At 65.2% G+C, this 21,035-nt stretch carries 17 protein-coding genes; 11 read left to right on the top strand and 6 right to left on the bottom strand.

Annotation, left to right across the window (positions count from 1 at the left end; genetic code table 11):
• Positions 1 to 12: 12 nt before the first annotated feature.
• Both AABA84_RS22340 and AABA84_RS22335 read right to left on the bottom strand, forming a co-directional pair.
• The gene (locus AABA84_RS22340; protein ID WP_338313143.1) at positions 13 to 237 is read right to left on the bottom strand and encodes a DUF2783 domain-containing protein; all 225 of its coding nucleotides are present in this window, start codon (positions 235 to 237) and stop codon (positions 13 to 15) included.
• Positions 238 to 245: 8 nt separating this feature from the next.
• Positions 246 to 1,877, bottom strand: coding sequence for an FAD-dependent oxidoreductase (locus tag AABA84_RS22335; protein WP_338313141.1), 1,632 nt, complete (start codon positions 1,875 to 1,877; stop codon positions 246 to 248).
• 110 nt (positions 1,878 to 1,987) lie between these two features.
• Between AABA84_RS22335 and AABA84_RS22330 the strand changes: the two genes are divergently transcribed.
• Positions 1,988 to 2,530, top strand: a complete 543-nt coding sequence (locus AABA84_RS22330; protein ID WP_338313139.1) for a MarR family winged helix-turn-helix transcriptional regulator — start codon at positions 1,988 to 1,990, stop codon at positions 2,528 to 2,530.
• Between the two features lie 121 nt (positions 2,531 to 2,651).
• Here AABA84_RS22330 and AABA84_RS22325 read toward each other — a convergent pair whose 3' ends face one another.
• A complete protein-coding gene (locus tag AABA84_RS22325) occupies positions 2,652 to 3,458 on the bottom strand; it encodes an N-acyl homoserine lactonase family protein (RefSeq protein WP_271591184.1) in 807 nt (268 codons plus the stop codon).
• A 381-nt stretch (positions 3,459 to 3,839) separates the two neighbouring features.
• Between AABA84_RS22325 and AABA84_RS22320 the strand changes: the two genes are divergently transcribed.
• The 5 genes from AABA84_RS22320 to AABA84_RS22300 all read left to right on the top strand — a co-directional run bounded on the left by AABA84_RS22320 (position 3,840) and on the right by AABA84_RS22300 (position 10,775).
• A complete protein-coding gene (locus tag AABA84_RS22320) occupies positions 3,840 to 5,384 on the top strand; it encodes a caspase family protein (protein ID WP_338313137.1) in 1,545 nt (514 codons plus the stop codon).
• A gap of 159 nt (positions 5,385 to 5,543) precedes the next feature.
• Positions 5,544 to 6,227: an OmpA family protein gene (locus AABA84_RS22315; protein ID WP_338313136.1), complete on the top strand. Its 684-nt coding sequence runs from the start codon at positions 5,544 to 5,546 to the stop codon at positions 6,225 to 6,227.
• A gap of 158 nt (positions 6,228 to 6,385) precedes the next feature.
• A complete protein-coding gene (locus tag AABA84_RS22310) occupies positions 6,386 to 7,315 on the top strand; it encodes an efflux RND transporter periplasmic adaptor subunit (RefSeq protein ID WP_338313135.1) in 930 nt (309 codons plus the stop codon).
• Positions 7,315 to 10,464 (top strand): efflux RND transporter permease subunit, encoded by a 3,150-nt coding sequence (locus AABA84_RS22305; protein ID WP_338313133.1) that lies wholly within the window; start codon positions 7,315 to 7,317, stop codon positions 10,462 to 10,464. The genes AABA84_RS22310 and AABA84_RS22305 overlap by 1 nt, the downstream gene beginning before the upstream one ends.
• A 74-nt stretch (positions 10,465 to 10,538) precedes the next feature.
• The gene (locus AABA84_RS22300; protein WP_095425535.1) at positions 10,539 to 10,775 is read left to right on the top strand and encodes a DUF4926 domain-containing protein; all 237 of its coding nucleotides are present in this window, start codon (positions 10,539 to 10,541) and stop codon (positions 10,773 to 10,775) included.
• Between the two features lie 3 nt (positions 10,776 to 10,778).
• Here AABA84_RS22300 and AABA84_RS22295 read toward each other — a convergent pair whose 3' ends face one another.
• A complete protein-coding gene (locus AABA84_RS22295; protein ID WP_094897208.1) occupies positions 10,779 to 11,453 on the bottom strand; it encodes a Crp/Fnr family transcriptional regulator in 675 nt (224 codons plus the stop codon).
• A gap of 258 nt (positions 11,454 to 11,711) precedes the next feature.
• On the opposite strand from AABA84_RS22295, the gene AABA84_RS22290 reads away from it, so the two are divergent.
• Both AABA84_RS22290 and AABA84_RS22285 read left to right on the top strand, forming a co-directional pair.
• Complete coding sequence (locus AABA84_RS22290; protein ID WP_338313131.1) at positions 11,712 to 13,775, top strand: AsmA family protein; 2,064 nt, start codon at positions 11,712 to 11,714, stop codon at positions 13,773 to 13,775.
• Between the two features lie 220 nt (positions 13,776 to 13,995).
• Complete coding sequence (locus tag AABA84_RS22285) at positions 13,996 to 16,443, top strand: adenylate/guanylate cyclase domain-containing protein (protein WP_338313130.1); 2,448 nt, start codon at positions 13,996 to 13,998, stop codon at positions 16,441 to 16,443.
• Positions 16,444 to 17,417: 974 nt separating this feature from the next.
• Here the strand turns inward: AABA84_RS22285 and AABA84_RS22280 are convergent.
• Together AABA84_RS22280 and AABA84_RS35055 are read right to left on the bottom strand one after the other, a co-directional pair.
• The gene (locus AABA84_RS22280) at positions 17,418 to 17,636 is read right to left on the bottom strand and encodes a hypothetical protein (RefSeq protein ID WP_338308967.1); all 219 of its coding nucleotides are present in this window, start codon (positions 17,634 to 17,636) and stop codon (positions 17,418 to 17,420) included.
• An 11-nt stretch (positions 17,637 to 17,647) separates the two neighbouring features.
• Positions 17,648 to 17,884, bottom strand: a complete 237-nt coding sequence (locus AABA84_RS35055; protein ID WP_445083418.1) for a BrnT family toxin — start codon at positions 17,882 to 17,884, stop codon at positions 17,648 to 17,650.
• A 478-nt stretch (positions 17,885 to 18,362) separates the two neighbouring features.
• On the opposite strand from AABA84_RS35055, the gene AABA84_RS22270 reads away from it, so the two are divergent.
• The 3 genes from AABA84_RS22270 to AABA84_RS22260 all read left to right on the top strand — a co-directional run bounded on the left by AABA84_RS22270 (position 18,363) and on the right by AABA84_RS22260 (position 21,031).
• Complete coding sequence (locus tag AABA84_RS22270) at positions 18,363 to 19,190, top strand: hypothetical protein (RefSeq protein ID WP_338313128.1); 828 nt, start codon at positions 18,363 to 18,365, stop codon at positions 19,188 to 19,190.
• 121 nt (positions 19,191 to 19,311) lie between these two features.
• Positions 19,312 to 20,019 (top strand): GntR family transcriptional regulator, encoded by a 708-nt coding sequence (locus AABA84_RS22265; protein WP_338313127.1) that lies wholly within the window; start codon positions 19,312 to 19,314, stop codon positions 20,017 to 20,019.
• A gap of 49 nt (positions 20,020 to 20,068) precedes the next feature.
• Complete coding sequence (locus AABA84_RS22260; protein ID WP_338313126.1) at positions 20,069 to 21,031, top strand: ABC transporter substrate-binding protein; 963 nt, start codon at positions 20,069 to 20,071, stop codon at positions 21,029 to 21,031.
• The last annotated feature ends 4 nt before the right edge of the window (positions 21,032 to 21,035 follow it).

Below are 21,035 nucleotides of genomic sequence, written 5' to 3'. Positions count from 1 at the left end.
GAGTCTTTTGGGTTATTGCTGTTGCTGTTGCTGCTGCTGACCGTCGATCATGCGACGTCTGGCAAGCTCGATCGCCTCACGCAGCACATCGATCTCGCCGATATGGTTGGCGAGGATCAGCACCAGCGCCGCATCGAAATCGGCGCTCTGCTCCTCCGTGAGCCCGCGATGCGCCTCGACGATGGCGCGAAAGGCATCGTCCGGCCGCGCAAAGTTGGAGCTGGTGGAAAGTGGCATGCGAAACCTCAATTGAGACCTTGGGCCTGCGACAACGCCGCCGCGATCGCCGCGCGCGTCGGATGGCGAAAGCGCGCGGCGACATAGCCATCGGGCCGGAGCAGATAGGCAGCGCCCGGCGCGGCGTCATAGCGCTTTGCGACGAGGCCCGAGGGATCGGCAAGTCCGCCCTCGCCGCCGATGCGAACATCCTTGACGCCATCGGGCACATCGATCGCCGTGCCATTGCTGAACGACAGCAGGGTGAAGTCCGTTCCACCCTTGCGGAAGGCGTCCGTCAGATAGGCCTGCTCGGCAACCGGCGCATCGAGCATGGAGCAGCCGGGAGACGGTCCGCCGCCCCAGGCATCTGCATCCGGCGATGACAGCGGGGAATCGTAGCTGCAAGGCACCGAGAGCCGGCCGCCATTGACCATGCGCTTGCCGAACTCGGTTTCCTTGGCGAGCGACAACACCGCCTTGCGCAGCCGAGCTTCCTGATGCGAATTCGGCGCCATGAAATCGGTCGAGCGCGTCGACTCGCGGATGTTCTCGTCGGCCGCCATGCTGCGCTCGGCATGATAGCTCTCGAGCAGGCTTGCGGGCGAGGTGCCGCGCAGCACGCGGTCGAGCTTCCAGGAGAGATTTTCGGCGTCCTCGAGCCCGGAATTGGCGCCGCGGGCACCGAACGGCGAAACCTGATGCGCGGAATCGCCGGCGAAAATCACCCGGCCATGGATGAAACGGTCCATCCGCCGGCACTGGAATTTGTAGAGCGAGATCCACTCGAACTCGAACTTGTCGTGGCCGAGCATACGCGCGATCCGCGGCCGCACATTCTCGGGCTTCCTCTCGACCACGGGATCGGCGTAGCGATTGAGCTGAAGATCGATGCGCCAGACGTCGTCGGGCTGCCGATGCAGCAGCGCGGAGCGGCCGGCATGGAACGGCGGATCGAACCAGAACCAGCGCTCGGTCGGGAATTCCGCGGTCATCTTGACGTCGGCGATCAGGAACTGGTCCTCGAACACCTGTCCCGCGAACTCCGCGCCGACCATCTGCCGCAGCGAGGAGCGCGCGCCGTCGCAGGCGATCACATATTGCGCGTGCAGGCGATAGGCACCCTCCGGCGTCTCGATCGTCAGCGCCACGCCGTCGTTGCGCTGCTCCAGCGCCGTCACCTTGTTGCGCCAGCGCAGGTCGATCTCGGGCAGATCGCTGATACGATCGACCAGATAGGCTTCGGCGTAATATTGCTGGAGATTGATGAAGGCGGGCCGCTTGTGGCCGTCCTCGGGCAGGAGGTTGAACTGGTAGAGCAGGGAGTCCCCGTGGAAGATCCGGCCGACGCTCCACACCACGCCCTTGGCGACCATACGGTCGCCGACGCCGAGCCGGTCCCAATATTCCAGCGACCGCTTCGAGAAGCAGATCGCGCGGGAGCCCTCGCCGATGCGGTCGGCGTCATCCAGAAGGACGACGCGCTGACCGCGCTGGGCAAGATCGATCGCGAGCGACAGCCCGACCGGGCCGGCGCCGACAACCACGACCGGATGCTCGGCCGGATTCTGACCGGGACGATCCTGATCGGGGTGACGGCGATAGCCGAATTGGGCTTTGGCCTGAAGTGGCTTGACCTGAAGTGGCTTGGCCTGCGCCATACTCGAACCTCGGCTATGGTCAGGAGAGCACTGATCTGCTAGATAGTCTCACGTGCAACTATTTTGGACCGGAGCCGGCCGGCCGTCAACTGGAATTCGGAGCGCGCTCCTTGGCGAGGACATCCAGCGATATCGCACTGAAGGCACGGCAAGCCGATGAGGCCTCCGTGCGGCCAAAGGCACGGCTCGACCTGTTCAAGTTCGTGCCGTTCCGTCTCAACCGGCTCGCAGCGGAGGTCAGTTCCGCGCTCTCGGTCGAATATCAGGAACGGCATGGTCTCGACATTCCGGCCTGGCGCGTGATCGCCACGCTCGGGTTCCGCAACGATGCCTGTAGCGCGCAGTACATTGCGCAATGCACCCGTACGCACAAATCCACCATCAGCCGCGCGGTGACCGCGCTGCTCAGCGAGAACATGATCGAGCGGGTCGAGAACGAAGCCGACCGCCGCGAATTCCGCCTGCAACTGACGAAGAAGGGCCGCGCGCTCTACGAGGAGCTGTTCCCGCAATTGCTGCGACGGGAGGACGAGATCCTCGCCTGCCTCTCCGCGCAGGAGCGCAAGCAGCTCTCGGCGCTGCTCGGCAAGATCGAGGAGAGTCTCGATCTGATCCAGACCAGCAAAGAGGCCGACGCCAAGCAGGCGTATTAGCTTGTTCTGTCATTCCGGGGCGCGCGTAGCGCGAGCCCGGAATCCATTCATCCACATCGCCGGTGGCGCGATGGATTCCGGGCCTGCGCCTTCGGCGCATCCCGGAATGACGGCTTCGGTGTCACTTCGCAAACGACCGCGACGGCGCGAGATGCAGCGCCCAGGCATCGACCTTGTCGCTGGCACGCGGATAGATCTCGGTCACGATCGGATCGTGGCCGGGGATGAACCTGTCAGGATGGCCGGCGAGGCGCTCGATCGTCTCCCAACCGACCGCCATGTCGCCGACATTGTAGACGATCGGGAACGGGCTCTTGCGCTGCAGATTGGCGTAGTAGTGCGCGGCATCGGACGCCAGCACCACCGGCCCGCGCGCAGTTTCGACCCTGACCACCTGCAAGCCGTCGGAATGGCCGCCGACACGGTGCACGGTGACGCCGGGCGCGACCTCGCCGTCGCCCGAATAGAAAGTGACGCGTTCGCCGTACACATGTCGCACCATCTGCGTGACGTGCTCGACCGAGAACGGATGTCGCAGCAGGCCGTTGCACATGCAGCGGCCGGTCGCATAAGCCATCTCGCGCTCCTGGAGATGGAAGCGCGCATTCTGGAAGCGATCGAGATTGCCGGCATGATCGTAATGCAGATGCGTCACGATGACGTCGCGAATGCTCGATGCCTTGACGCCAAAGCGCTCCAGCGCATCGACCGGATTGAGCGTCAGCTTGCGCGCCCGTGCGCTCGCCTCCTCGGCATTGAAGCCGGTGTCGACCAGGATGTCGCGGCCACCCCCGCGGATCAGCCAGACGAAATAGTCGAGGTCCTGCGCCGCGCTGTCATGCGGATCGGGCTGAAGGAAGTTCATGCTGGGGGTGCGCGGCGACATCGTCGCATAGCGCAGGGCGTAGATTTCGTAGGCGTTTCCCATGATTCCTGCTTTTTGCTTTGCTTTTCTGAGTGGACCTTCCGGGACGATCCTGCGCACCAAGCCATTGTCCGCTGCAAAGGTCAAACGCCCCGCGGCGCGCGACGGGGCAGGCCTTCAATGTGAGACCAATCACATTTTGGTCGCCATGGAGGCCCTAACGTGCTGCCGGTAAGATCGAGCCGGATCAGGTCGAGCACAAACATGACAGACTGTTTATTCCCCCAGCGGCGCGCCCAGGCGTTGCGGTCAATCGTCGCGATAACGCCGAATCTCCAAGCGGTTGACGCCTCCCGTCCCCGGTTTGATAATGCAAGAAGCGTAAGTTAAGGTCGCCGCGGCGCAAGCTGGTAACGGCGCCTTTTTGGCTGGACCGCGCTGATTATGAAAATTCGCTTCTTTCTTCTTCTGCCCTTGCTCATCTCGCTCGTCCCGACTGCCCCATCGCTTGCGGCCGGTGACCGTTTTGCGCTGGTCATCGGCAACGCCAAATATCCGGATGCGGATGCCCCGCTGAAGGAACCGATCAACGATGCCCGCGACGTCGCCGACGAGCTCAAGCGCGATGGCTTTTCGGTCGAGATCGGCGAGAATCTGACCGGCGACGGCATGCGCCGCGCCTTCGACAAGCTCTACGGCAAGATCAAGCCGGGATCGGTGGCGCTGGTATTCTTCAGCGGCTTCGGCATCCAATCGGCGCGCCAGAGCTACATGCTGCCGATCGATGCGCAGATCTGGACCGAATCCGACGTACGCCGCGACGGTTTCAGCCTTGAGACCGTCCTCGGCGAGCTCAACACCCGCGGCGCCGGCGTCAAGATCGCGCTGATCGACGCCTCCCGGCGCAATCCGTTCGAGCGCCGGTTCCGCAGCTTCTCGGCTGGCCTGACCCCGGTCATCGCGCCGAACGGCACGCTGGTGATGTATTCGGCGGCGCTGGCCTCGGTGGTCTCCGACGCCGGCGGCGAGCACAGCCTGTTCGTCCAGGAGCTCCTGAAGGAAATCCGGGTCCCCGACCTGATGGCCGAGGAGACACTGAACCGGACCAAGATGGGCGTCACCCGCGCTTCGCGCGGCGAGCAGGTGCCGTGGATATCCTCTTCATTGGCCGAAGATTTCTCGTTCAGCCCGGGAGCCGGCGGACCGCGCCCGGCACCGGCGACGCCGCCCGCGCCTCCCGCGCCGCCGCCGGTCGTCGCCAACAACCCGCCGCCGGCGCCGCCCGCGCCGCCGACACCACCTCCGCCGCCGAAGCCGGCCGACACCGCGGCGGCGCCCGCGCCTGCGTCGCCGCCGGCGCCAGCGCCCGCACCAGCCCCCACACCGAAGCCGCAGGTCGAGGCCGCCCTGCCCCCGCCGCCACCGCCGGTAAAACCGATCGATCCCGCTCCGGCGCCGAGCACGGACAGCGGGCCGAGCGCTGCCGCGCTGGCCGACGATCCCACGATCAAGAGCCTGACCTCCAAGATCGCCGCCAATCCGGACGATGTGAATGCGCTGTACCGGCGTGGCCAGGTCTATGCCAGCAAGGGCGCCTACAACCTCGCCATCAAGGATTTTGACGACACGCTCCGGATCAATACCAAGGATGTCGAGGCGCTGAACAACCGCTGCTGGACCCGCACCGTGGTCGGCGACCTCCAGGGCGCGCTGAAGGATTGCAACGAGGCGTTGCGGCTGCGGCCGAACTTCGTCGATGCGCTGGACAGCCGCGGGCTCGTCAACCTCAAATCCGGCGCGGTCAAGAATGCCATCGCCGATTTCGATGCGGCCCTCAGGATCAACCCGCGCCTGACCTCCTCGCTCTACGGACGCGGCCTCGCCAAGCAACGCAATGGCTCAGCCCAGGAAGGCGCGCTCGATATCGCCAATGCCAAGGCGATGGATCCGAACATCGTTCAGGAATTCGCAAGCTACGGAGTGCGCTAGTATTTTTTTGAATTGAGGCAGGCGGCGGCTCGAACCCCTGGGGGCCCAGGGAAGACTAACGAACGGATGCCGCAGGCGGCCTTCCCCGGGGGGCTCATTGCAGGAATTTTGGCAGGAATTTTGGAACCGCGCGAGCTGACTGCGCAGGAGGGACTGGCTATGAAATCGGCTGCAAAGGGACTTACCTCGATCCTGTCGATCATCGCTCTTGGCATTACTCTTGGTGCCGCGCTGTCGCTGCCGGCCTCGCCGGCCTTCGCCGGCGATGACGGCAACAGCAAGAACGTCACTGAGGACGACATCGTCCGCGCATTGGCGCCGGCGCAGAAGAAGCCCCTGACCCGCGGCCTCTCGATCGCCCCGCAGGCCGATCCCGCGCCGAACGCCGCCGAGAGCAAGCTGATCCAGTCGGTGCGCGGCCGCTCGACGCGCTCGCTGTCCTCGACCGAGCGCGAGGAAATCGCGTCAGTCGCCAAGGACAAGCCGAACATCGATCTCGAAATCACCTTCGACTACAACTCCGCCAATATCAGCGCCAAGTCGATGCCATCCGTGCAGGCGCTCGGTCGCGCGCTGACCAGTCCCGACCTGAAGGGCTCCACCTTCGTGGTGGCCGGTCATACCGACGCCGCCGGCGGCGAAACCTACAACCAGGACCTGTCGGAACGCCGCGCAGATTCGATCAAGCGCTACCTCGTCGAGAAGTACAGCATCTCCGCGACCGACCTCGTCACCGTCGGCTACGGCAAGAGCAAGCTGAAGAACCCGAGCCAGCCGATGGCGGAGGTCAACCGCCGCGTCCAAGTCGTCAACATGGAAAACAAGACCACCGCATCGAAGTGAGCACGACGTAATCCTTTGAAGTGACAAGTCGTGATGTGGTGTAAAGTCTCGCTTCCAGAGCGCGTCCCGCAGCCTTGCGGGACGCCGCTTTGTTTCAGGGAAACGCTTTTCATGGGCCTCGCGCGGACGGCCGTGAGCCAGGCCAGGATGATCCGGCGATGAATCTCTCCAAATATCTCAAGCCTGCCGGAACCGTGGTGTTCGTCGTCGCGCTCGGCGTCGGCTATTACCTGTTCGAGCATCGGAAGCGCCCCGAGCCGAAGGAGACGCAGAGCGAGGCGCTCGTCATCGTGACGAAGTCGACCAATGCCTGCTTCTCCGACCTCGTGCGGGTGACCGGCTTCTTCGTGCCGCGCCGCGAGGCCGTGGTCGTCGCCGACCAGGAAGGATCCAAGGTCACCGATCTCTTCGTCACCGAAGGCACCGTCGTTGCCGACAACCAGGAGCTGGTGCGCCTGACCGCGCCGCCGCAGATCCCGGGTCAGCCGCAGCGACCCGGTCCGCAAGGCCCGATCTCGCTGAAGGCGCCTGCGCCGGGCCTCATCACCGAGGTCCGCACCATCGTCGGCGCGCCCGCATCCCCGCAGGCCGGCCCGATGTTCCGCATCGCCGTCAACAACGAGATCGAGCTCGATGCTCAGGTCCCGGCGGTGCACATGCCCAAGCTCAGCTCCGGCGCCACCGTACGGATCAGCCGCGACGACGCGCCCGATTTGATCGGCCGGGTCCGGCTGGTTGCGCCCGAAATCGACCGCGCCACGCAGCTCGGCCGCGTCCGCATCAGCGTCACCAACAATCCGTCGCTGAAGGTCGGCGTATTCGCCCGCGCCTCGATCGACGCCAAGCGAAGCTGCGGCGTCTCGATCCCCAAGACCGCGATCGACCATCTCACCATTCAGGTCGTCAAGGGCAACACGATCGAGACGCGCAAGGTGCGGGTCGGGCTCTCGTCCGACAACGCGACGGAAATTCTGGAAGGCCTCGACGTCGGCGAAATCGTCGTGGCCGACGCCGGCTCTTCGCTCCATGACGGCGACCAGATCAAGACCATGTTCGCCGATGAACTCGATCGCACGCGGGTACGCTGATGGCTCTCAATATCTCGGCTTGGTCGATCCGGAATCCGCTGCCGTCGGTCGTCTTCTCGATCATCCTTCTGATCCTCGGCTGGGTGTCTTTCACCAAGCTCGCGGTGACGCGGCTGCCTTCGGCCGACATTCCCGTGATCTCGGTCGCGGTGTCGCAATTCGGCGCGGCGCCCGCCGAGCTCGAATCCCAGGTGACCAAGACGGTCGAAGACGCGGTCTCCGGCGTCGAGGGCGTGCGGCACATCACCTCGCAGATCACCGACGGCCTGTCGGTGACCACCATCCAGTTCGCGCTTGAAACCAACACCGACCGCGCGCTCAACGACGTGAAGGACGCGGTGACGCGCGTACGGTCGAACCTGCCGCAGAATGTCACCGAGCCGCTGATCCAGCGCGTCGACGTCATCGGCCTGCCGATCGTCACCTACGCCGCGATCTCGCCCGGCAAGACGCCCGAGCAGCTCTCCTACTTCGTCGACGACGTGGTCAAGCGCGCGCTGCAAGGCGTGCGCGGCGTCGCCCAGGTCGAGCGCATCGGCGGTGTCGAGCGCGAAATTCTGGTCTCGCTCGATCCCGACCGCCTGCAGGCGATGGGGCTGACCGCGGTCAATGTCAGCCAGAGCCTGCGCGGCACCAATGTCGACGTCGCCGGCGGCCGCGCCGAGATCGGCAAGAACGACCAGGCGATCCGCACGCTCGCCGGCGCAAAGACGCTGAGCGATCTTGCCGGCACCATGATCCCGCTGTTCGGCGGCGGCGAGGTCCGGCTCGACGATCTCGGCACCGTCACCGACACCATCGCAGACCGCCGCACCTTCGCCCGCTTCAACGGCGAGCCGATCGTCGCGCTCGGCATCAAGCGCTCCAAGGGCGCCAGCGACGTCAAGGTGGCCGAGGCCGTGCAGAAGCGCATCGACGTACTCAAGGCCGCCTATCCCGACGTCGACCTGAAGGTGATCGACACCTCGGTCGAATATACCAACGGCAATTACCACGCGGCGATCTCGACCCTGTTCGAAGGCGCCATCCTCGCCGTCGTCATCGTGCTCTTGTTCCTGCGCGACCTGCGCGCCACCATCATCGCCGCGATCTCGCTGCCGTTGTCGATCTTCCCGGCGTTCTGGGCGATGGACCTGCTCGGCTTCTCGCTGAACCTCGTCAGCTTCCTCGCCATTACGCTGTCGACGGGTATTCTGGTCGACGACGCCATCGTCGAGATCGAGAACATCGTCAGGCACATGAACATGGGCAAGTCGCCCTATCGTGCCGCCCTCGAGGCCGCCGACGAGATCGGCCTCGCGGTGATCGCGATCTCGCTCACCATCATCGCGATCTTCGCACCGGCGAGCTTCATGTCGGGTATCGCCGGACAGTTCTTCAAGCAGTTCGGCATCACCGTCTCGGTGCAGGTGTTCTTCTCCCTGCTCGCGGCGCGCTTCGTCACGCCGGTGCTCGCCGCCTACTTCCTCAAGCCCGGCACTCACGAAGAACCGCCGCCCGGCCGCGTGCTGCGGTCCTATCACAGGATCGTGGCCTGGTCGGTAAAACACTATTTCATCACGGTGCTGGTCGGCTTCGGCGTCTTCGCCGCCTCGATCTGGAGCATTACGCTGTTGCCGCAGGGTTTTCTGCCGGCGCAGGACAGTTCGCGCTCGCTGCTTGCCCTCGAGCTGCCGCCGGGCACCCAGCTCGCCTATACCGAGAAGGTCACCGAGGACATCGTCGCGCGCCTGCGCAAACGGCCCGAGGTGAAGAGCATCTTCGTCGACGGCGGACGCGTTCCGCCGGGCACCCAGGAAGTCCGGCGCGCCGCGCTGATCATCAATTACACGCCCAAGGATGCCCGCGACATCACCCAGCGCGAGCTCGAATTCTCGATCAGCCAGGAATTGGAGAACATTCCCGACATCCGCTTCTGGTTCCTCGACGAGAACGGCCTGCGCGCCATCTCGCTGGTCGTGACCGGTGTCGACGCCAACATCGTCAACAATTTCGCGAGCGAGCTCGCGACGCAGATGAAGCGGATTTCCACCATCTCCAACGTGATCTCGGAAACCACGCTGGAGCGGCCGGAGCTGCGCGTCGAACCGCGCGCCGATCTCGCCGCGCGGCTCGGGGTCTCGACCGAAAGCCTGTCGCAGACCATCCGCGTCGCCACCATCGGCGACGTCGGACCCGCGCTCGCCAAATTCGACGTCGGCGACCGCCTGGTGCCGATCCGCGTGCAGCTCGAGGATGCCGCGCGCGGCAATCTGAAGACGCTGGAGCAGTTGCGCGTGCCGCTCGGCGAGCACGGCGAGAAGGGCGGCGTGCCGCTCTCGGTCATCGCCGACGTCAAGCTCGACCAGGGTCCGACCAGCATCAACCGCTACGATCGCGAGCGGCAGGCGACCGTCGCCGCCGACCTCGTCGGTTCGGCCGCGCTCGGCGACGCCACCAAGAAGATCTACGACCTGCCGGTAATGAAGAGCCGGCCGAAGGGCGTGAAGGTCTCTCCCTCCGGCGACGCTGAAAGCCTCAACGAGCTGTCCGACGGCTTCGCCACCGCGATCACGGCGGGCCTGATGATGGTCTACGCCGTGCTGGTGCTGCTGTTCGGCACCTTCCTGCAGCCGATCACCATCCTGTTCTCGCTGCCGCTCTCGATCGGCGGCGCCATCGCGGCCCTGCTCATCACCGGCAAGCAGCTGACCACGCCGGTGTGGATCGGCATTCTGATGCTGATGGGCATCGTCACCAAGAACGCGATCATGCTGGTGGAGTTCGCGATCGAAGCCATTCACGCCGGCAAGCCGCGCGAAGAGGCGATGATCGACGCCGGCATGAAGCGCGCCCGCCCGATCGTGATGACCACGATCGCGATGGCCGCGGGCATGATGCCGAGCGCGCTCGCGGTCGGTGCCGGCGGCGAGTTCCGCTCGCCGATGGCGCTCGCGGTGATCGGCGGCCTGATCTTCTCGACCATCCTGTCGCTGGTGTTCGTGCCCGCGATGTTCATGGTGATGGACGATCTCGGCGCCCTGATCTGGCGCTTCGCCAAGCGGCTGATCGTGCACAGTGAGGATGCCGAGACGGGTGGTCATCACGACGCCGCACCGGCGGAAGCAGGGCCAGCGCCGAAGAATATCATCCACCCCGCGGCGGAGTAGGGTTCGAGCGGCTGGAGCCGGATCATACGGGTCGGCGACGACCGGCCGACGTTTGTCACCTGTTGGGTGCTATGATGAGCGCAACGAACAAGAAGGAAGATCGGGCACCGCGAGCGCTGGACGTCGTCGCATTGCTCGCAAACCTGCCTGAGCACCGGTTGGCGAGGGGAAACGTTGGCACGATCGTCGAAGAGTTCGACGACGAGACAGTACTTGTCGAATTCAGCGACGACGATGGGCGGCCCTACGCCGTTGCGCCCTGTTTGCGATCCGAGCTGCTGCTCTTGCACTATGTGCCGGAGGCAGCCTAGCTGCTACTCGTTCCGCGCGATCGCCGTCAGCTTGGTCATGTTCCTGAGCAGGATGCGCCCGCGCTGGAGATCCAAAATCGCTTCCTTGCGCCAGGCCTGCAGCTGGCGGTTGACGCTCTCGCGGGCGGCGCCGACGAAGACGCCGAGCTGTTCCTGCGAGATGTGCACCTCGGAACCGAAATCGGCGGCGAGTGCGCAAAGCCGCCGCGCGAGGCGCACCGGCAGCGGCTGCAGCATGGATTCCTCCATACGCTCACTCTGCCAGCGGATGCGCTGGCACAGCAATGCGATGATCTTGATCGCGACCTTCGGCTCGCGCTCGAGGAAGGCGAGGAAGTCTTCGCGCCGCAGCACGAACAATTCGCTGGCCTCGCCCGCGGTCGCATCGGCGGTGCGATTCTGGCCGTCCAGCACCGCGACCTCGCCGAACAGGTCGCCCGGGCCCATGAAATTGAGCGTCAGCCGGCTGCCGTCGGAAGCGCCGGTCTCGATGCGGACCTGGCCGCGGCGCACGCCGAACAGCGCGTCGCCGGCATCGCCCTTCTGGAACAGCACCTCGCCGTTCCCCAGATGCTGGGTGTGACAGAGATTGGACAACCGCTGGAGCTCGTCTGTACCGAGATCCGCGAACATTGCGTTCATCTTCAGGATGACCGCAAATTCGGCCTGCTTGCTCATTTCAATGTCCTTGTGAAGTCCTGGTCAGTTGTCTTGTCAGACGTATTTTCAGTCGTCTTGGCAAATCGCTTGAAACCATCACGATCAGGATCGCGTAAAACCGCGTCGGGGAAGTGTGTCATAAGTCACATAACTTTGCAGCACCCCCTGACTATTTTTACGCGCTTGGAGCCGCTTCCCGTCCGGGGATAAACTCGGCCGCGAAGGATGGATAGTCGGCGGGATTCGACGCCGATCGTCCGTCAGTGGAAAGTCGAGATGAGAGCAGTAAAATTCGCCGGCGCGGCACTGGCCGCCGTCATCATCGTGATCGCACTCCTGCTGGTGGTCGGAATCCCCTCGGGCTTCCTGACCTCGACGATCGCCTCGCGCGTCGAGAGCGCGACCGGCTATCGGCTGTCGATCGACGGCACCACCAAAATCAGCCTGTGGCCGACGCTGAACGTCACCCTGAACGACCTCTCGCTTGCCGATCCCCGAGATCGCAGCGGCATCACGCGCCTGACGGTCGACAGCGTGCAGGCCGACATGTCGCTCTCCAGCGTATGGTCGGGCCGCCCTCAGATCAGCGAGCTGATCGTCACCCATCCCGTGCTCTACCAGCCGCTGCTGCGTGAACGCCTGCCGAATGCGGCAGGCTCGTCGAAACCGCTCGCGCTCGATGTCGGCGGCGCATCCATCGACCGCGTCAAGGTCACCGACGGCGAAGTCGCATTCGCGCGCGTGCGCGATCGTGTCGAGGGCCGCATCAGCGCCATCAACGCCGACGCCACCATCGGCCGCGACCGCAAGGTCGGCATCACCGGCACCGCGCGCGTCGGCGACCACCCGACCAAGTTCGACATCAAGGCGACCACGCCGGCGCCGCCGGCCGACCGGCCGACGATCCCGGTGGATTTCGCCATCGACATGCCCGATGTGCTGAAGTCTCAGCTCACCGGTCACGCCGAGATGCGAATGAACGGCGATGTCGTGATGATCAACGGCGTGAATGGCCGGCTCGGCGACGGCGCCTTCAACGGCTGGGCTTCCGTCGACATCGCGAGCAAGCCGCTGGTCAAGCTCGACCTCGACTTCCAGCGGCTCGCGATTCCGCTGGCGAAATCGCCGGAGGGCACGGCCGGGCAGCCCTGGAGCAATGCGCCGATCGACGTGTCCGGGCTCAATTATGTCGATGCGCAAGTGCGGATCTCCGCAAGCGAGGCCGTGATCGGCGATGCCCGCATCGCGCCGCTGGCGCTCGATGCAAAGCTCGCCGGCGGCGTGCTGAAGGCCGGCACCGCCAATCTCGGGGCCTATGGCGGCCAGGTCTCGGGCGAGGTGATCCTGGATGCGACCAGCGGCGCGCCGAGCTTTGCCATGCATTCCGATCTCGTCGGCGTGCGCGCACTGCCGCTGCTGCAGGGCCTTGCCGAATTCGACCGCATCGACGGCAAGCTGCAGGCCAAGCTCGCTCTTCGCAGCGCCGGCACCAGCCAGCGCGCACTGATGGCGAACATGCAGGGCACGGCCTTCGTCAATTTCCAGGACGGCGCCATCCGCGGCATCAACGTCGCGCAGATGATCCGCTCGCTGACGTCGGGCACGCTGTCCGGCTGGCAGGACAACCAGAATGCCGGCCAGGAGCAGAGCACGGATTTGTCGCAGCTCTCCGCCTCCTTCCGCATCGACAAGGGCCAGGCGGTGACGACCGATCTCAACCTGATCGGACCGCTGGTGCGCGTGACCGGTGCCGGCACCATCGCGCTCGACACCAAGATGATGGGTTTTCGCGTCGAGCCCAAGCTGGTGATGACGACCGAAGGCCAGGGCCGCGCCAATGAGCCGGTCGGCTTCGGCATTCCCGTGATGATCCAGGGCAGCTGGTCGCAGCCCAAGATCTACCCCGACGTGGCCGGCATGCTGGACAATCCGGATGCCGCCTATGCCAAGCTGCGCGAGATGGGCAAGGGCCTGTTCGGCCCTGATGGCGCCGGGCTCGGCAACATCCTGGGCAGCCTCGGTCTCGGCGGAGCCACCGCACCCGGCGGCAATGCGGCCGGAAATGCCAATCCGCAAGCCCAGCAGCCGGGCCAGAACAATCTGCTCGGCGGACCCTTGGGCGAGGCGATCGGCAATTTGATTCAGCAGGGGCTGTCCAATGGCGCGGGAAGCAGCACCGGCGCCGCGCCAGGCAGTGGCCGCAGCCGCAGCCTGCCGGCAACGCCCTCTACGCCGGCGCCGCAGGCCTCGCCCGCGGCTCCGGCCCTGGAGGACCCGCCGGTCGCGCAGCAGGACAGTCAGCCAATGAACGACGTGCTGCGGCAACTTTTCAACCGGTGATGGGCGGATTCGCGGGCTTGGCTCCAAGGTCATCCGCTTACACCAGCCGCCCCGCTTCCGGCTTCCTCCGAACGGAGGAGGCCTCGGCAATCCGTCCCTTTTTACCTGCGACGGCGTCCCACGGCGAGTAACCACGCCGGCCGCTCGGCGGCCCTTTGGCCCGAATTGTGATAGAAGGACCCCGCAGCGCCGGCGTCGATGGCGGCGCGAGAGGATCGGGATGGCAGGAGCGAACGACAAGACACGGTTTCTGCGCGAGGGCCTGTTCGCCAAATACGTCGTCTCCCTCGTCGGCCTCGTCGTGTTCGTCCTCGCCGTCAACGGCGCGATGGAGACCTGGATCTCCTACCGCGCCACCAAGACACAGCTGACCGACGGGCTGGAGGACAAGGCGCAAGCCGCCGCCCGGCGGATCGAGCAGTCGATCTCGGAGCTCGATCGCCAGATCAGCTGGGTGACGCGGGCGAGCCAGGACACCCTCGAGAAGCGCCGCGCCGACTACGCCCAGCTGCTGCACCAGGTCTCGGTCGTCAACCAGCTGTTCCAGCTCAACGGCGAAGGCCGCGAGGTGCTGCGCGTCTCCCGCCAGTCGACCACGACCGGCAGCAACGCCGACCTCTCCCGCGACATGCGCTTCACCGACACCGTGGCCCGCGGCGTCAGCTATGCGCCGGCCTGGTTCGCCGACCGGACGCCGTTCATGTCGATCTCGGTGGCGCATTCCGGCTTCAACGCCGGCGTCACCGTGGCCGAGATCGATCTTGGCTTTCTCTCCGACTTCCTGTCCGACGCGCAAGTCGGCAAGGCCGCCTTTGCCTATGTCGTCGATCCCCGAGGCCGCGTGCTGGCGACGTCGTCGAAGGGGCCCGATGTCGGCAAGGATTTGTCGAAGCTGCCGCAGGTGGCGGCTGCGATCGCACCCGGCCACGAGGGCGACAGTTCGGGCACCGACTTCAACGGCCATGCGGTGATGAGCGCCGCGAGCACGGTGCCGAAGCTCGGCTGGAGCGTGCTGTTCGAGCAGCCGACCACGCAGGCCCTGATGCCGATCCGCGACCAGCTGGTGCGCATCGCGCTTCTGATCGGCATGGGCCTGATGGTCGCGATCCTCGCCGGCACGCTGCTCGCCCGCCGCATGATCATTCCGATCACGGCGCTGCGCGACGGCGCCTACAGGCTCGGCGAGGGCGATTTCAGCCACCGTATCGAAGTGCGCACCTCGGACGAGCTGGAGGATCTCGCCGGTCAGTTCAACCGCATGGCCGGCCAGATCCAGGAGACCTATTCGGACCTGGAGACCAAGGTCGAGGAGCGCACGCGCGATCTGGCGCAGTCGATCAACGAGCTGAAGGTGCTGGAAGAGGTCGGCCGCGCCGTCGCCGCCTCGCTCGATCTCAACGCCGTGCTGCCGACGATCGCCGCGCGCGCGATCGAGATCACGCATGCCGATGCGGTGCTGATCTACGGCTTCGATGCCGAGACGCGCCGCTTCAATCTGGTCGAGGCCAACGGCATCGACAAATCCGCCGACGGCGCCCATGTCACCATCGACGAAGGCGAGAACATCCTGAGCGATGCCGCCGAAAGCGGCGAGCCGATCGCGATTGCCGAACTCGGCGATGCCGCCGAGCAGCCGCTGCGCGAGGTCGCCATCGCGGCCGGCTTCCACTCGGTGCTGGTGGTGCCGCTGGTCGACCAGCAGGGCACGCTCGGCTCGCTGGTGGTGCTGCGCCGCGCGAGCGGCGAGTTCGCCGCCAGCATCATCGGCCTGATGCGCACCTTCGCCAACCAGGCCGTGCTGGCGATGCGCAATGCGCGGTTGTTCACCGAGGTCGACCACAAGAGCCACGCCCTGGAGACGGCGAACGAGACCGTGCGCGCCCAGGCCGACAAGCTGCGCGAGCAGACCGAGCAATTGAAGAACTGGAACAAGTCGCTGGAGGAGCGCGTCAAGACCCAGCTCGGCGAGATCGAGCGCATCCGCAAGCTCGAGCGCTTCCTGGCGCCGCAGGTGGCGCAGCTGATCGCCTCCTCCGATAGCCCCGAGGGCCTGCTCACCAGCCAGCGCCGCGAGGTGACCGTGGTGTTCTGCGATCTGCGCGGCTTCACCGCGTTCACGGAAGCGACCGAGCCGGAAGAGGCGATGAACGTGCTGCGCGAATATCACGCCGCGCTCGGCAAGCTGATCTTCAAATACGAGGGCACGCTCGACAAATACGCCGGCGACGGCGTGATGATCCTGTTCAACGCGCCGATCCAGTTCGAGGACCACACCAAGCGCGCCGTGAAGATGGCGGTGGAGATGCGCGACACGATCGGCCCGCTGACCGAGCGCTGGCGCAACCGCGGCCACAGCCTCGGCTTCGGCATCGGCATCGCGGTCGGCTATGCCACGCTCGGCCAGGTCGGCTTCGAACAGCGGCTGGAATATGCCGCGATCGGCAGCGTCACCAACCTCGCCTCCCGCCTGTGCGGCGAGGCGAAGCCCAACCAGATCGTGGTCAGCCGCCGCGTCTACGGCATCGTCGAGCCCTGGGTGGAAGCGCGCGCGCTCGACGATCTCCAGCTCAAGGGCTTTAATCATCCCGTGCTGGCGATGGAGATTCTGAACTGGCGCGAGGAAGTGGAGAACGTGGTGGATGCGTCGGTCGCGCGTCGAAGGGGCTAGGCTCCTCGACGGTGCCGTAGCCCGGATGGAGCGGAGCGCACCGGGGTCGTGCCACAAGCGATGGCGGTCCCGGATTGCGCTTCGCTCCATCCGGGCTACGGGCCCTTGTATCCCTCACAGACAGCCTATCGCGATCCCGCGGCGGATTGCGCCCGGGTTTTGCTTAGGTCACGGCACCCTTCGAAATGGAAGGGCGCAGGGAAGACCGGGCACCGGCTGGCACCCGCAAGACCCCTGTGCATGAGTGCGTGATAGTCGCTCACAGGGGAGAAACAGGTGCGACCGGATGCCCGGCCTTCCCTGCGCAGTGGTTGAAACGGCTTATGTCGCGCTCTCGCCGGTGAGTCGATTCTCTGTTGCCACCGTCGTCTTGCAGCTTTCATCGGATGCACAGGTCCGGTCGGACCAGCGCACCGCTGCAAGACTTGACGCCAGAAATTCGGGCGTCACGACCACACGATTTTGCCGTACGCGAGGCAAGCACCGTCGTACACGCGCCCGCTGATCGCTCACGGGGACACCCCGCCCTGCGACCGCACCTGGCGCCAACGCCGCCCGCGTCCACCGCCCCTCACCCCACGAACCCTGACGATCGCGATCCGTCCCTTACCGGGGGATGAGTTGGAGCGGAGCATAGGGTGTTTTGTTCTTCTGGTAAAGAGAATTTTTGATTGTCCGAATTCAAACGCGAGCATCAAACCCTGCTCGAAATATGAAAACAACCCCATGCACAGTAGACGGTGGCTGACAGATCAATGGGTTACGGATGCGGTCGGAAGCGACAATTCAACGCAGCGGGTTTTCGCGCAGCCCGCCCCTGGTCCAGAGTCTCGACAGTGGTCGCGCTTCCACCGGTGACGACGATTTCGTCACCCTCCCTGAGCGCAAGCTGGTCGATCAGCTTCGGGGGAAGAGCCACAGCCAGATCGTCATCCCATTTGAAACCTTCATCGCGGCCTCCGCTGGGAGCAGACCTATGGTCGGGGCGAGTGCTGCTTCTCTGCGTCGAGGCGCTCGATGTCTTCCCTGAGGAGGGTGTTCACGAGGTCGTTCAGCGAAGTGCCCTGGGTCTCTGCGAGGTCCGAGAGGTAGGTTAGAACCTCGGGCTCCAGGTGGACCGGCGGCACGAGGCGAGCGCCTTTGCGGAAGAACTTGCCGCGCGCGGCGGTCGAGAAATCGTATTCGTCCTTCATCGGATCACCGATCAACCTTCATAACACCCGATCTCGCGGCGGCTCGGGTAGCGCGCCGAGATGATGCGGATCGCGGCCCGGTCCGCTGTCAGCTCGACATAGGTATGAACGACCAGAAGCAGGTTACCAGCCGGGCTCCGGCCCATGGTAACCCATCGCTCCTCCCCTTTCGCCAGACTCATTGTCGAGTAACGACAGGGCCAGCGGATCGCTGAAAACGCCCCTCGCCGCCTCGAAGGCGCCCCCATGCTTGCGCCGATTGCTCTCCGCCTTGATCGGGTCCCAATCAAACTCGAATTGCATGGTCAAAGCTGCCCGGAGAAGACGCCGTGCTGGAGGGCGGCGAAGAGGACATCAATCGTTTCCTTCTCGCAGAGCGTAGGAATAAGCCTTTCCGTAAGAGCTTCCAAGCGGACAGATCAGATAGGGGTAGAACCGCCTCAGCGTGCCCTCACCGGTCGTCACACCCCTACCGCGCGATCTACCGGCTGCGGGATGCCTGAGATCGAACACCTCATCTTCGCCAAACTTCTTCCTGTGGTTATGGGTCCCGGCGTTCGCCGGGGACGACAGGGGAGAATGAGGCGACGCCGTTGCCAACAATCCCCTGCTCCCGAACCACATCCCTCCTCCCCGCGACTAACCCTCGCCTCAACGTCGAGGCAACAATCCGGATGGAGACTACCTGTGGCGTTTGCCTTGCCTTCGCGTGCTTATGATCTGCAGATGCTGGACCGTCCGGTCGACCGTGCGCGCGACCATGGTTGGGTCTACGGCCTGCCGCCGGGCATCGGCAGCGAGCAATGGCCGCTCGATCCCGTCACCGGCTATCCGCTGATGCACGGCTTCACGCTGCTGTTGCCGGAGGATTATCGCGTGCATGGCGAGGACATCGTCGCAGTGTCGTTCTTTGCCACCGCGCCCGATCACAATGACGGCGGCGCGCCCGATGATCCCGAAGTGCGCAACGCGGTGATGGCGCGGCCCTCGCATCCGCGGCTTTCGCGCATGACCGATATCCTCGATTACGAATATGCCGCGCTGCTGCTGACGCGCGCCGAATACGAAGGCCCGTTCGCGACGCCGCCCGCGCCGCTGGCGCTGGCGACGGCCGAGCGGCCGCGATGGCTCGATGTCGGCGGCGCCAGCGCGTTCTTCGAGGCTGCTCCGACTTTCGCCAAGAAGATGTTTGCCACCCCGCCGCGCGCCGATCTCGGCGAGACCCGCGCGATTGGCATGACGGCGCGCGCCGATGATCCCAACGCCGGCAAGGGCCCGCAGGACGAGCACGTTCGCAGCAACCCGCCGACCGGCTACCAGCCTTATTACTACTATGTCGGCGGCAAACCGGGCCGCGACAATTTCCGCCTGCACGAGTGGAGCAAGGACCACGCCCACAACCATCTCGGCGGCACCATGCGGCCGTGCCAGGCGGTGCCCGAGATGAGCCCGTTCTACATCGAGTTCGAGGAATATTTCGGCGGCACCAATTTCGGCGGCGGCAACGCGCAGCTCGACTTCAAGGAGATGAAGTTCGACTGGGCGTGCGGGTGATGGCGGCGAGCGTGCGCCTTCTGCCGACGCTTAACCAGCCAAAAAAATCGATTTTCGATTTTCTGTTGACCGCGGGGCGCCGCCTTGCAATCATCGCCCGATGGGTCCGCTTCAGTTCGATATGTCCGGAAACCGCGGGGATGGTCCGCGCAGCCTGACCTCGGCGCTGCATGAGCGGCTGCGCGCCGATATCCTGGCAGCGCGGCTGCTGCCAGCCCAGAAGCTTCATATCGCCGGCCTCGCCAAGCAGTTTTCGGTGAGCCTTGCCGCCGTCCGCGAGGCACTGTCGCGCCTTGTCGCCGACGGCCTGGTGCAAGCCTCGGACCAGCGCGGCTTCCGCGTCAGCCCGGTGTCGCTCGCCGATCTCGCCGACGTGACGCAGACCCGGATCGACATCGAGGGGCTTGCGCTGCGACGCTCGATCGAGCGGGGCGACGATGCCTGGCTCGCGTCGGTGAAGTCGACCTGGGCGGATCTGAAAGCCGTCCCCTATCACTACCCCGACGATCCCACGTTGCATTACGAGGAATGGGTGATCCGTCACCGCATTTTCCACCGTGCGCTGGTCAACGCCTGCGGCTCGCCATGGCTGCTCGGCTTCCGCGACGTCTTGCACGAGCAAAGCGAGCGATATCGACGTCTGTCGATCCGTCGCGAGCCCGGCGTCAAGCCGCGCGACGTCGCGGCCGAGCACGCGGCGATCGTCGCTGCCGTGACGAAGCGCGACGCGGATGCGGCAGTTCGCGCCTTGTCGAAGCATTTCGGCACCACCAAGGAGTTCGTCGAGCTCGCCGCCTCGCGCATTGCGGAGGTGAGCCGCACGACCTGACGATCCGGAAGAATCCGGCACACAAAAAAAGACAGACCGGGAGGAAACAATGAAGATCAATCGCCGTCATGCGCTCCTATCGCTCGCCGCCGCCGCAATCCTGGCCGGCCCTGCGAGCGCCGCCGACACCATCCGCGTCGGCCTGCCCACCAAAACCTACTGGCCGACGACGATCGCCGAGACGGCGGTGCGGCAAAAGCTGTTCGAGAAGGAAGGCATCCAGGCCGAGCTGACCATCTATCGCAGCGGCGCCGAAACCTTCGAGGGCATGGCCGCAGGCGCGGCTGACATCATCCTCGATCCGCCGTCGCTGGTCTCCGCCGGGCGCAAGAAGGGCGTGATGTCGCGCATCGTCGCCAACGCCGCGATGGGCAATTTCGGCTGGCAGCTGATGGTACCGACCAAATCGACGCTCGAGGTCAAGGACCTCAACGGCAAGAAGGTGGCGATCACCGCGGCCGGCTCGGGCTCCGACCTGCTGGCGCTGTGGACCATCCAGGACAAGAAGATCGATTTCACGCGCGTGCCCGTCGGCGGCGGCGGCCTGGTGCCGAACCTGCTCGCAGGCAATGTCGAGGCCGCCGTGGTCTATTCGCCGCTGAGCTTCCAGATCGCGAAATCCGGCGAAGCCAAGACCATCCTCGACTATTCGACCGCGGTTCCGCCGAACCTCACCGCGGGCTGGATCGTGCTCGACAAGCTCGCCGAGGCCAAGCCTCAGCTGGTGCAGAAAGCGGTGAACGCCCTCTATGGCGCGGTCGCGTTTATGCGGGCCAACCGCGACGTCACCGTCAAGCTGATCGCCGAGCTCTACGAAATGCCGCCGGAGATCGCCGGCCTCGAATACGACAACACGATCATGAAGCTGGAAACCAGCGGCGACATGGGCGCGGCCAATGTCAGCGCCGCTGTGCAGCTCTCGCTTGATCTCGCCAAGCTCGGCGGGCTCAAGGACATCGTGCCGGTCGAGGACGTGATCTCGACCAAGTTCAAGCCCGTCCCGACCAAGTAGCAGC

It is taken from the genome of Bradyrhizobium sp. TM239 (assembly GCF_036247985.1).
Lineage (GTDB): Bacteria > Pseudomonadota > Alphaproteobacteria > Rhizobiales > Xanthobacteraceae > Bradyrhizobium > Bradyrhizobium ottawaense.
The sequence above is the reverse complement of the archived record's forward strand: the minus strand, read 5'-3'. Positions and strand labels throughout refer to the sequence as shown.

Excerpts from the sequence above, each read along its gene's own strand:
- AABA84_RS22305 (WP_338313133.1), top strand. The coding sequence starts at position 7,315 with ATGGCTCTCAATATCTCGGCTTGGTCGATCCGGAATCCGCTGCCGTCG.
- AABA84_RS22270 (WP_338313128.1), top strand. The coding sequence starts at position 18,363 with ATGCTGGACCGTCCGGTCGACCGTGCGCGCGACCATGGTTGGGTCTAC.
- AABA84_RS35055 (WP_445083418.1), bottom strand. The coding sequence starts at position 17,884 with ATGGGGGCGCCTTCGAGGCGGCGAGGGGCGTTTTCAGCGATCCGCTGG.
- AABA84_RS22290 (WP_338313131.1), top strand. The coding sequence starts at position 11,712 with ATGAGAGCAGTAAAATTCGCCGGCGCGGCACTGGCCGCCGTCATCATC.
- AABA84_RS22340 (WP_338313143.1), bottom strand. The coding sequence starts at position 237 with ATGCCACTTTCCACCAGCTCCAACTTTGCGCGGCCGGACGATGCCTTT.
- AABA84_RS22325 (WP_271591184.1), bottom strand. The coding sequence starts at position 3,458 with ATGGGAAACGCCTACGAAATCTACGCCCTGCGCTATGCGACGATGTCG.
- AABA84_RS22300 (WP_095425535.1), top strand. The coding sequence starts at position 10,539 with ATGAGCGCAACGAACAAGAAGGAAGATCGGGCACCGCGAGCGCTGGAC.
- AABA84_RS22335 (WP_338313141.1), bottom strand. The coding sequence starts at position 1,877 with ATGGCGCAGGCCAAGCCACTTCAGGTCAAGCCACTTCAGGCCAAAGCC.
- AABA84_RS22310 (WP_338313135.1), top strand. The coding sequence starts at position 6,386 with ATGAATCTCTCCAAATATCTCAAGCCTGCCGGAACCGTGGTGTTCGTC.
- AABA84_RS22285 (WP_338313130.1), top strand. The coding sequence starts at position 13,996 with ATGGCAGGAGCGAACGACAAGACACGGTTTCTGCGCGAGGGCCTGTTC.
- AABA84_RS22260 (WP_338313126.1), top strand. The coding sequence starts at position 20,069 with ATGAAGATCAATCGCCGTCATGCGCTCCTATCGCTCGCCGCCGCCGCA.
- AABA84_RS22295 (WP_094897208.1), bottom strand. The coding sequence starts at position 11,453 with ATGAGCAAGCAGGCCGAATTTGCGGTCATCCTGAAGATGAACGCAATG.
- AABA84_RS22315 (WP_338313136.1), top strand. The coding sequence starts at position 5,544 with ATGAAATCGGCTGCAAAGGGACTTACCTCGATCCTGTCGATCATCGCT.
- AABA84_RS22265 (WP_338313127.1), top strand. The coding sequence starts at position 19,312 with ATGTCCGGAAACCGCGGGGATGGTCCGCGCAGCCTGACCTCGGCGCTG.
- AABA84_RS22280 (WP_338308967.1), bottom strand. The coding sequence starts at position 17,636 with ATGAAGGACGAATACGATTTCTCGACCGCCGCGCGCGGCAAGTTCTTC.
- AABA84_RS22320 (WP_338313137.1), top strand. The coding sequence starts at position 3,840 with ATGAAAATTCGCTTCTTTCTTCTTCTGCCCTTGCTCATCTCGCTCGTC.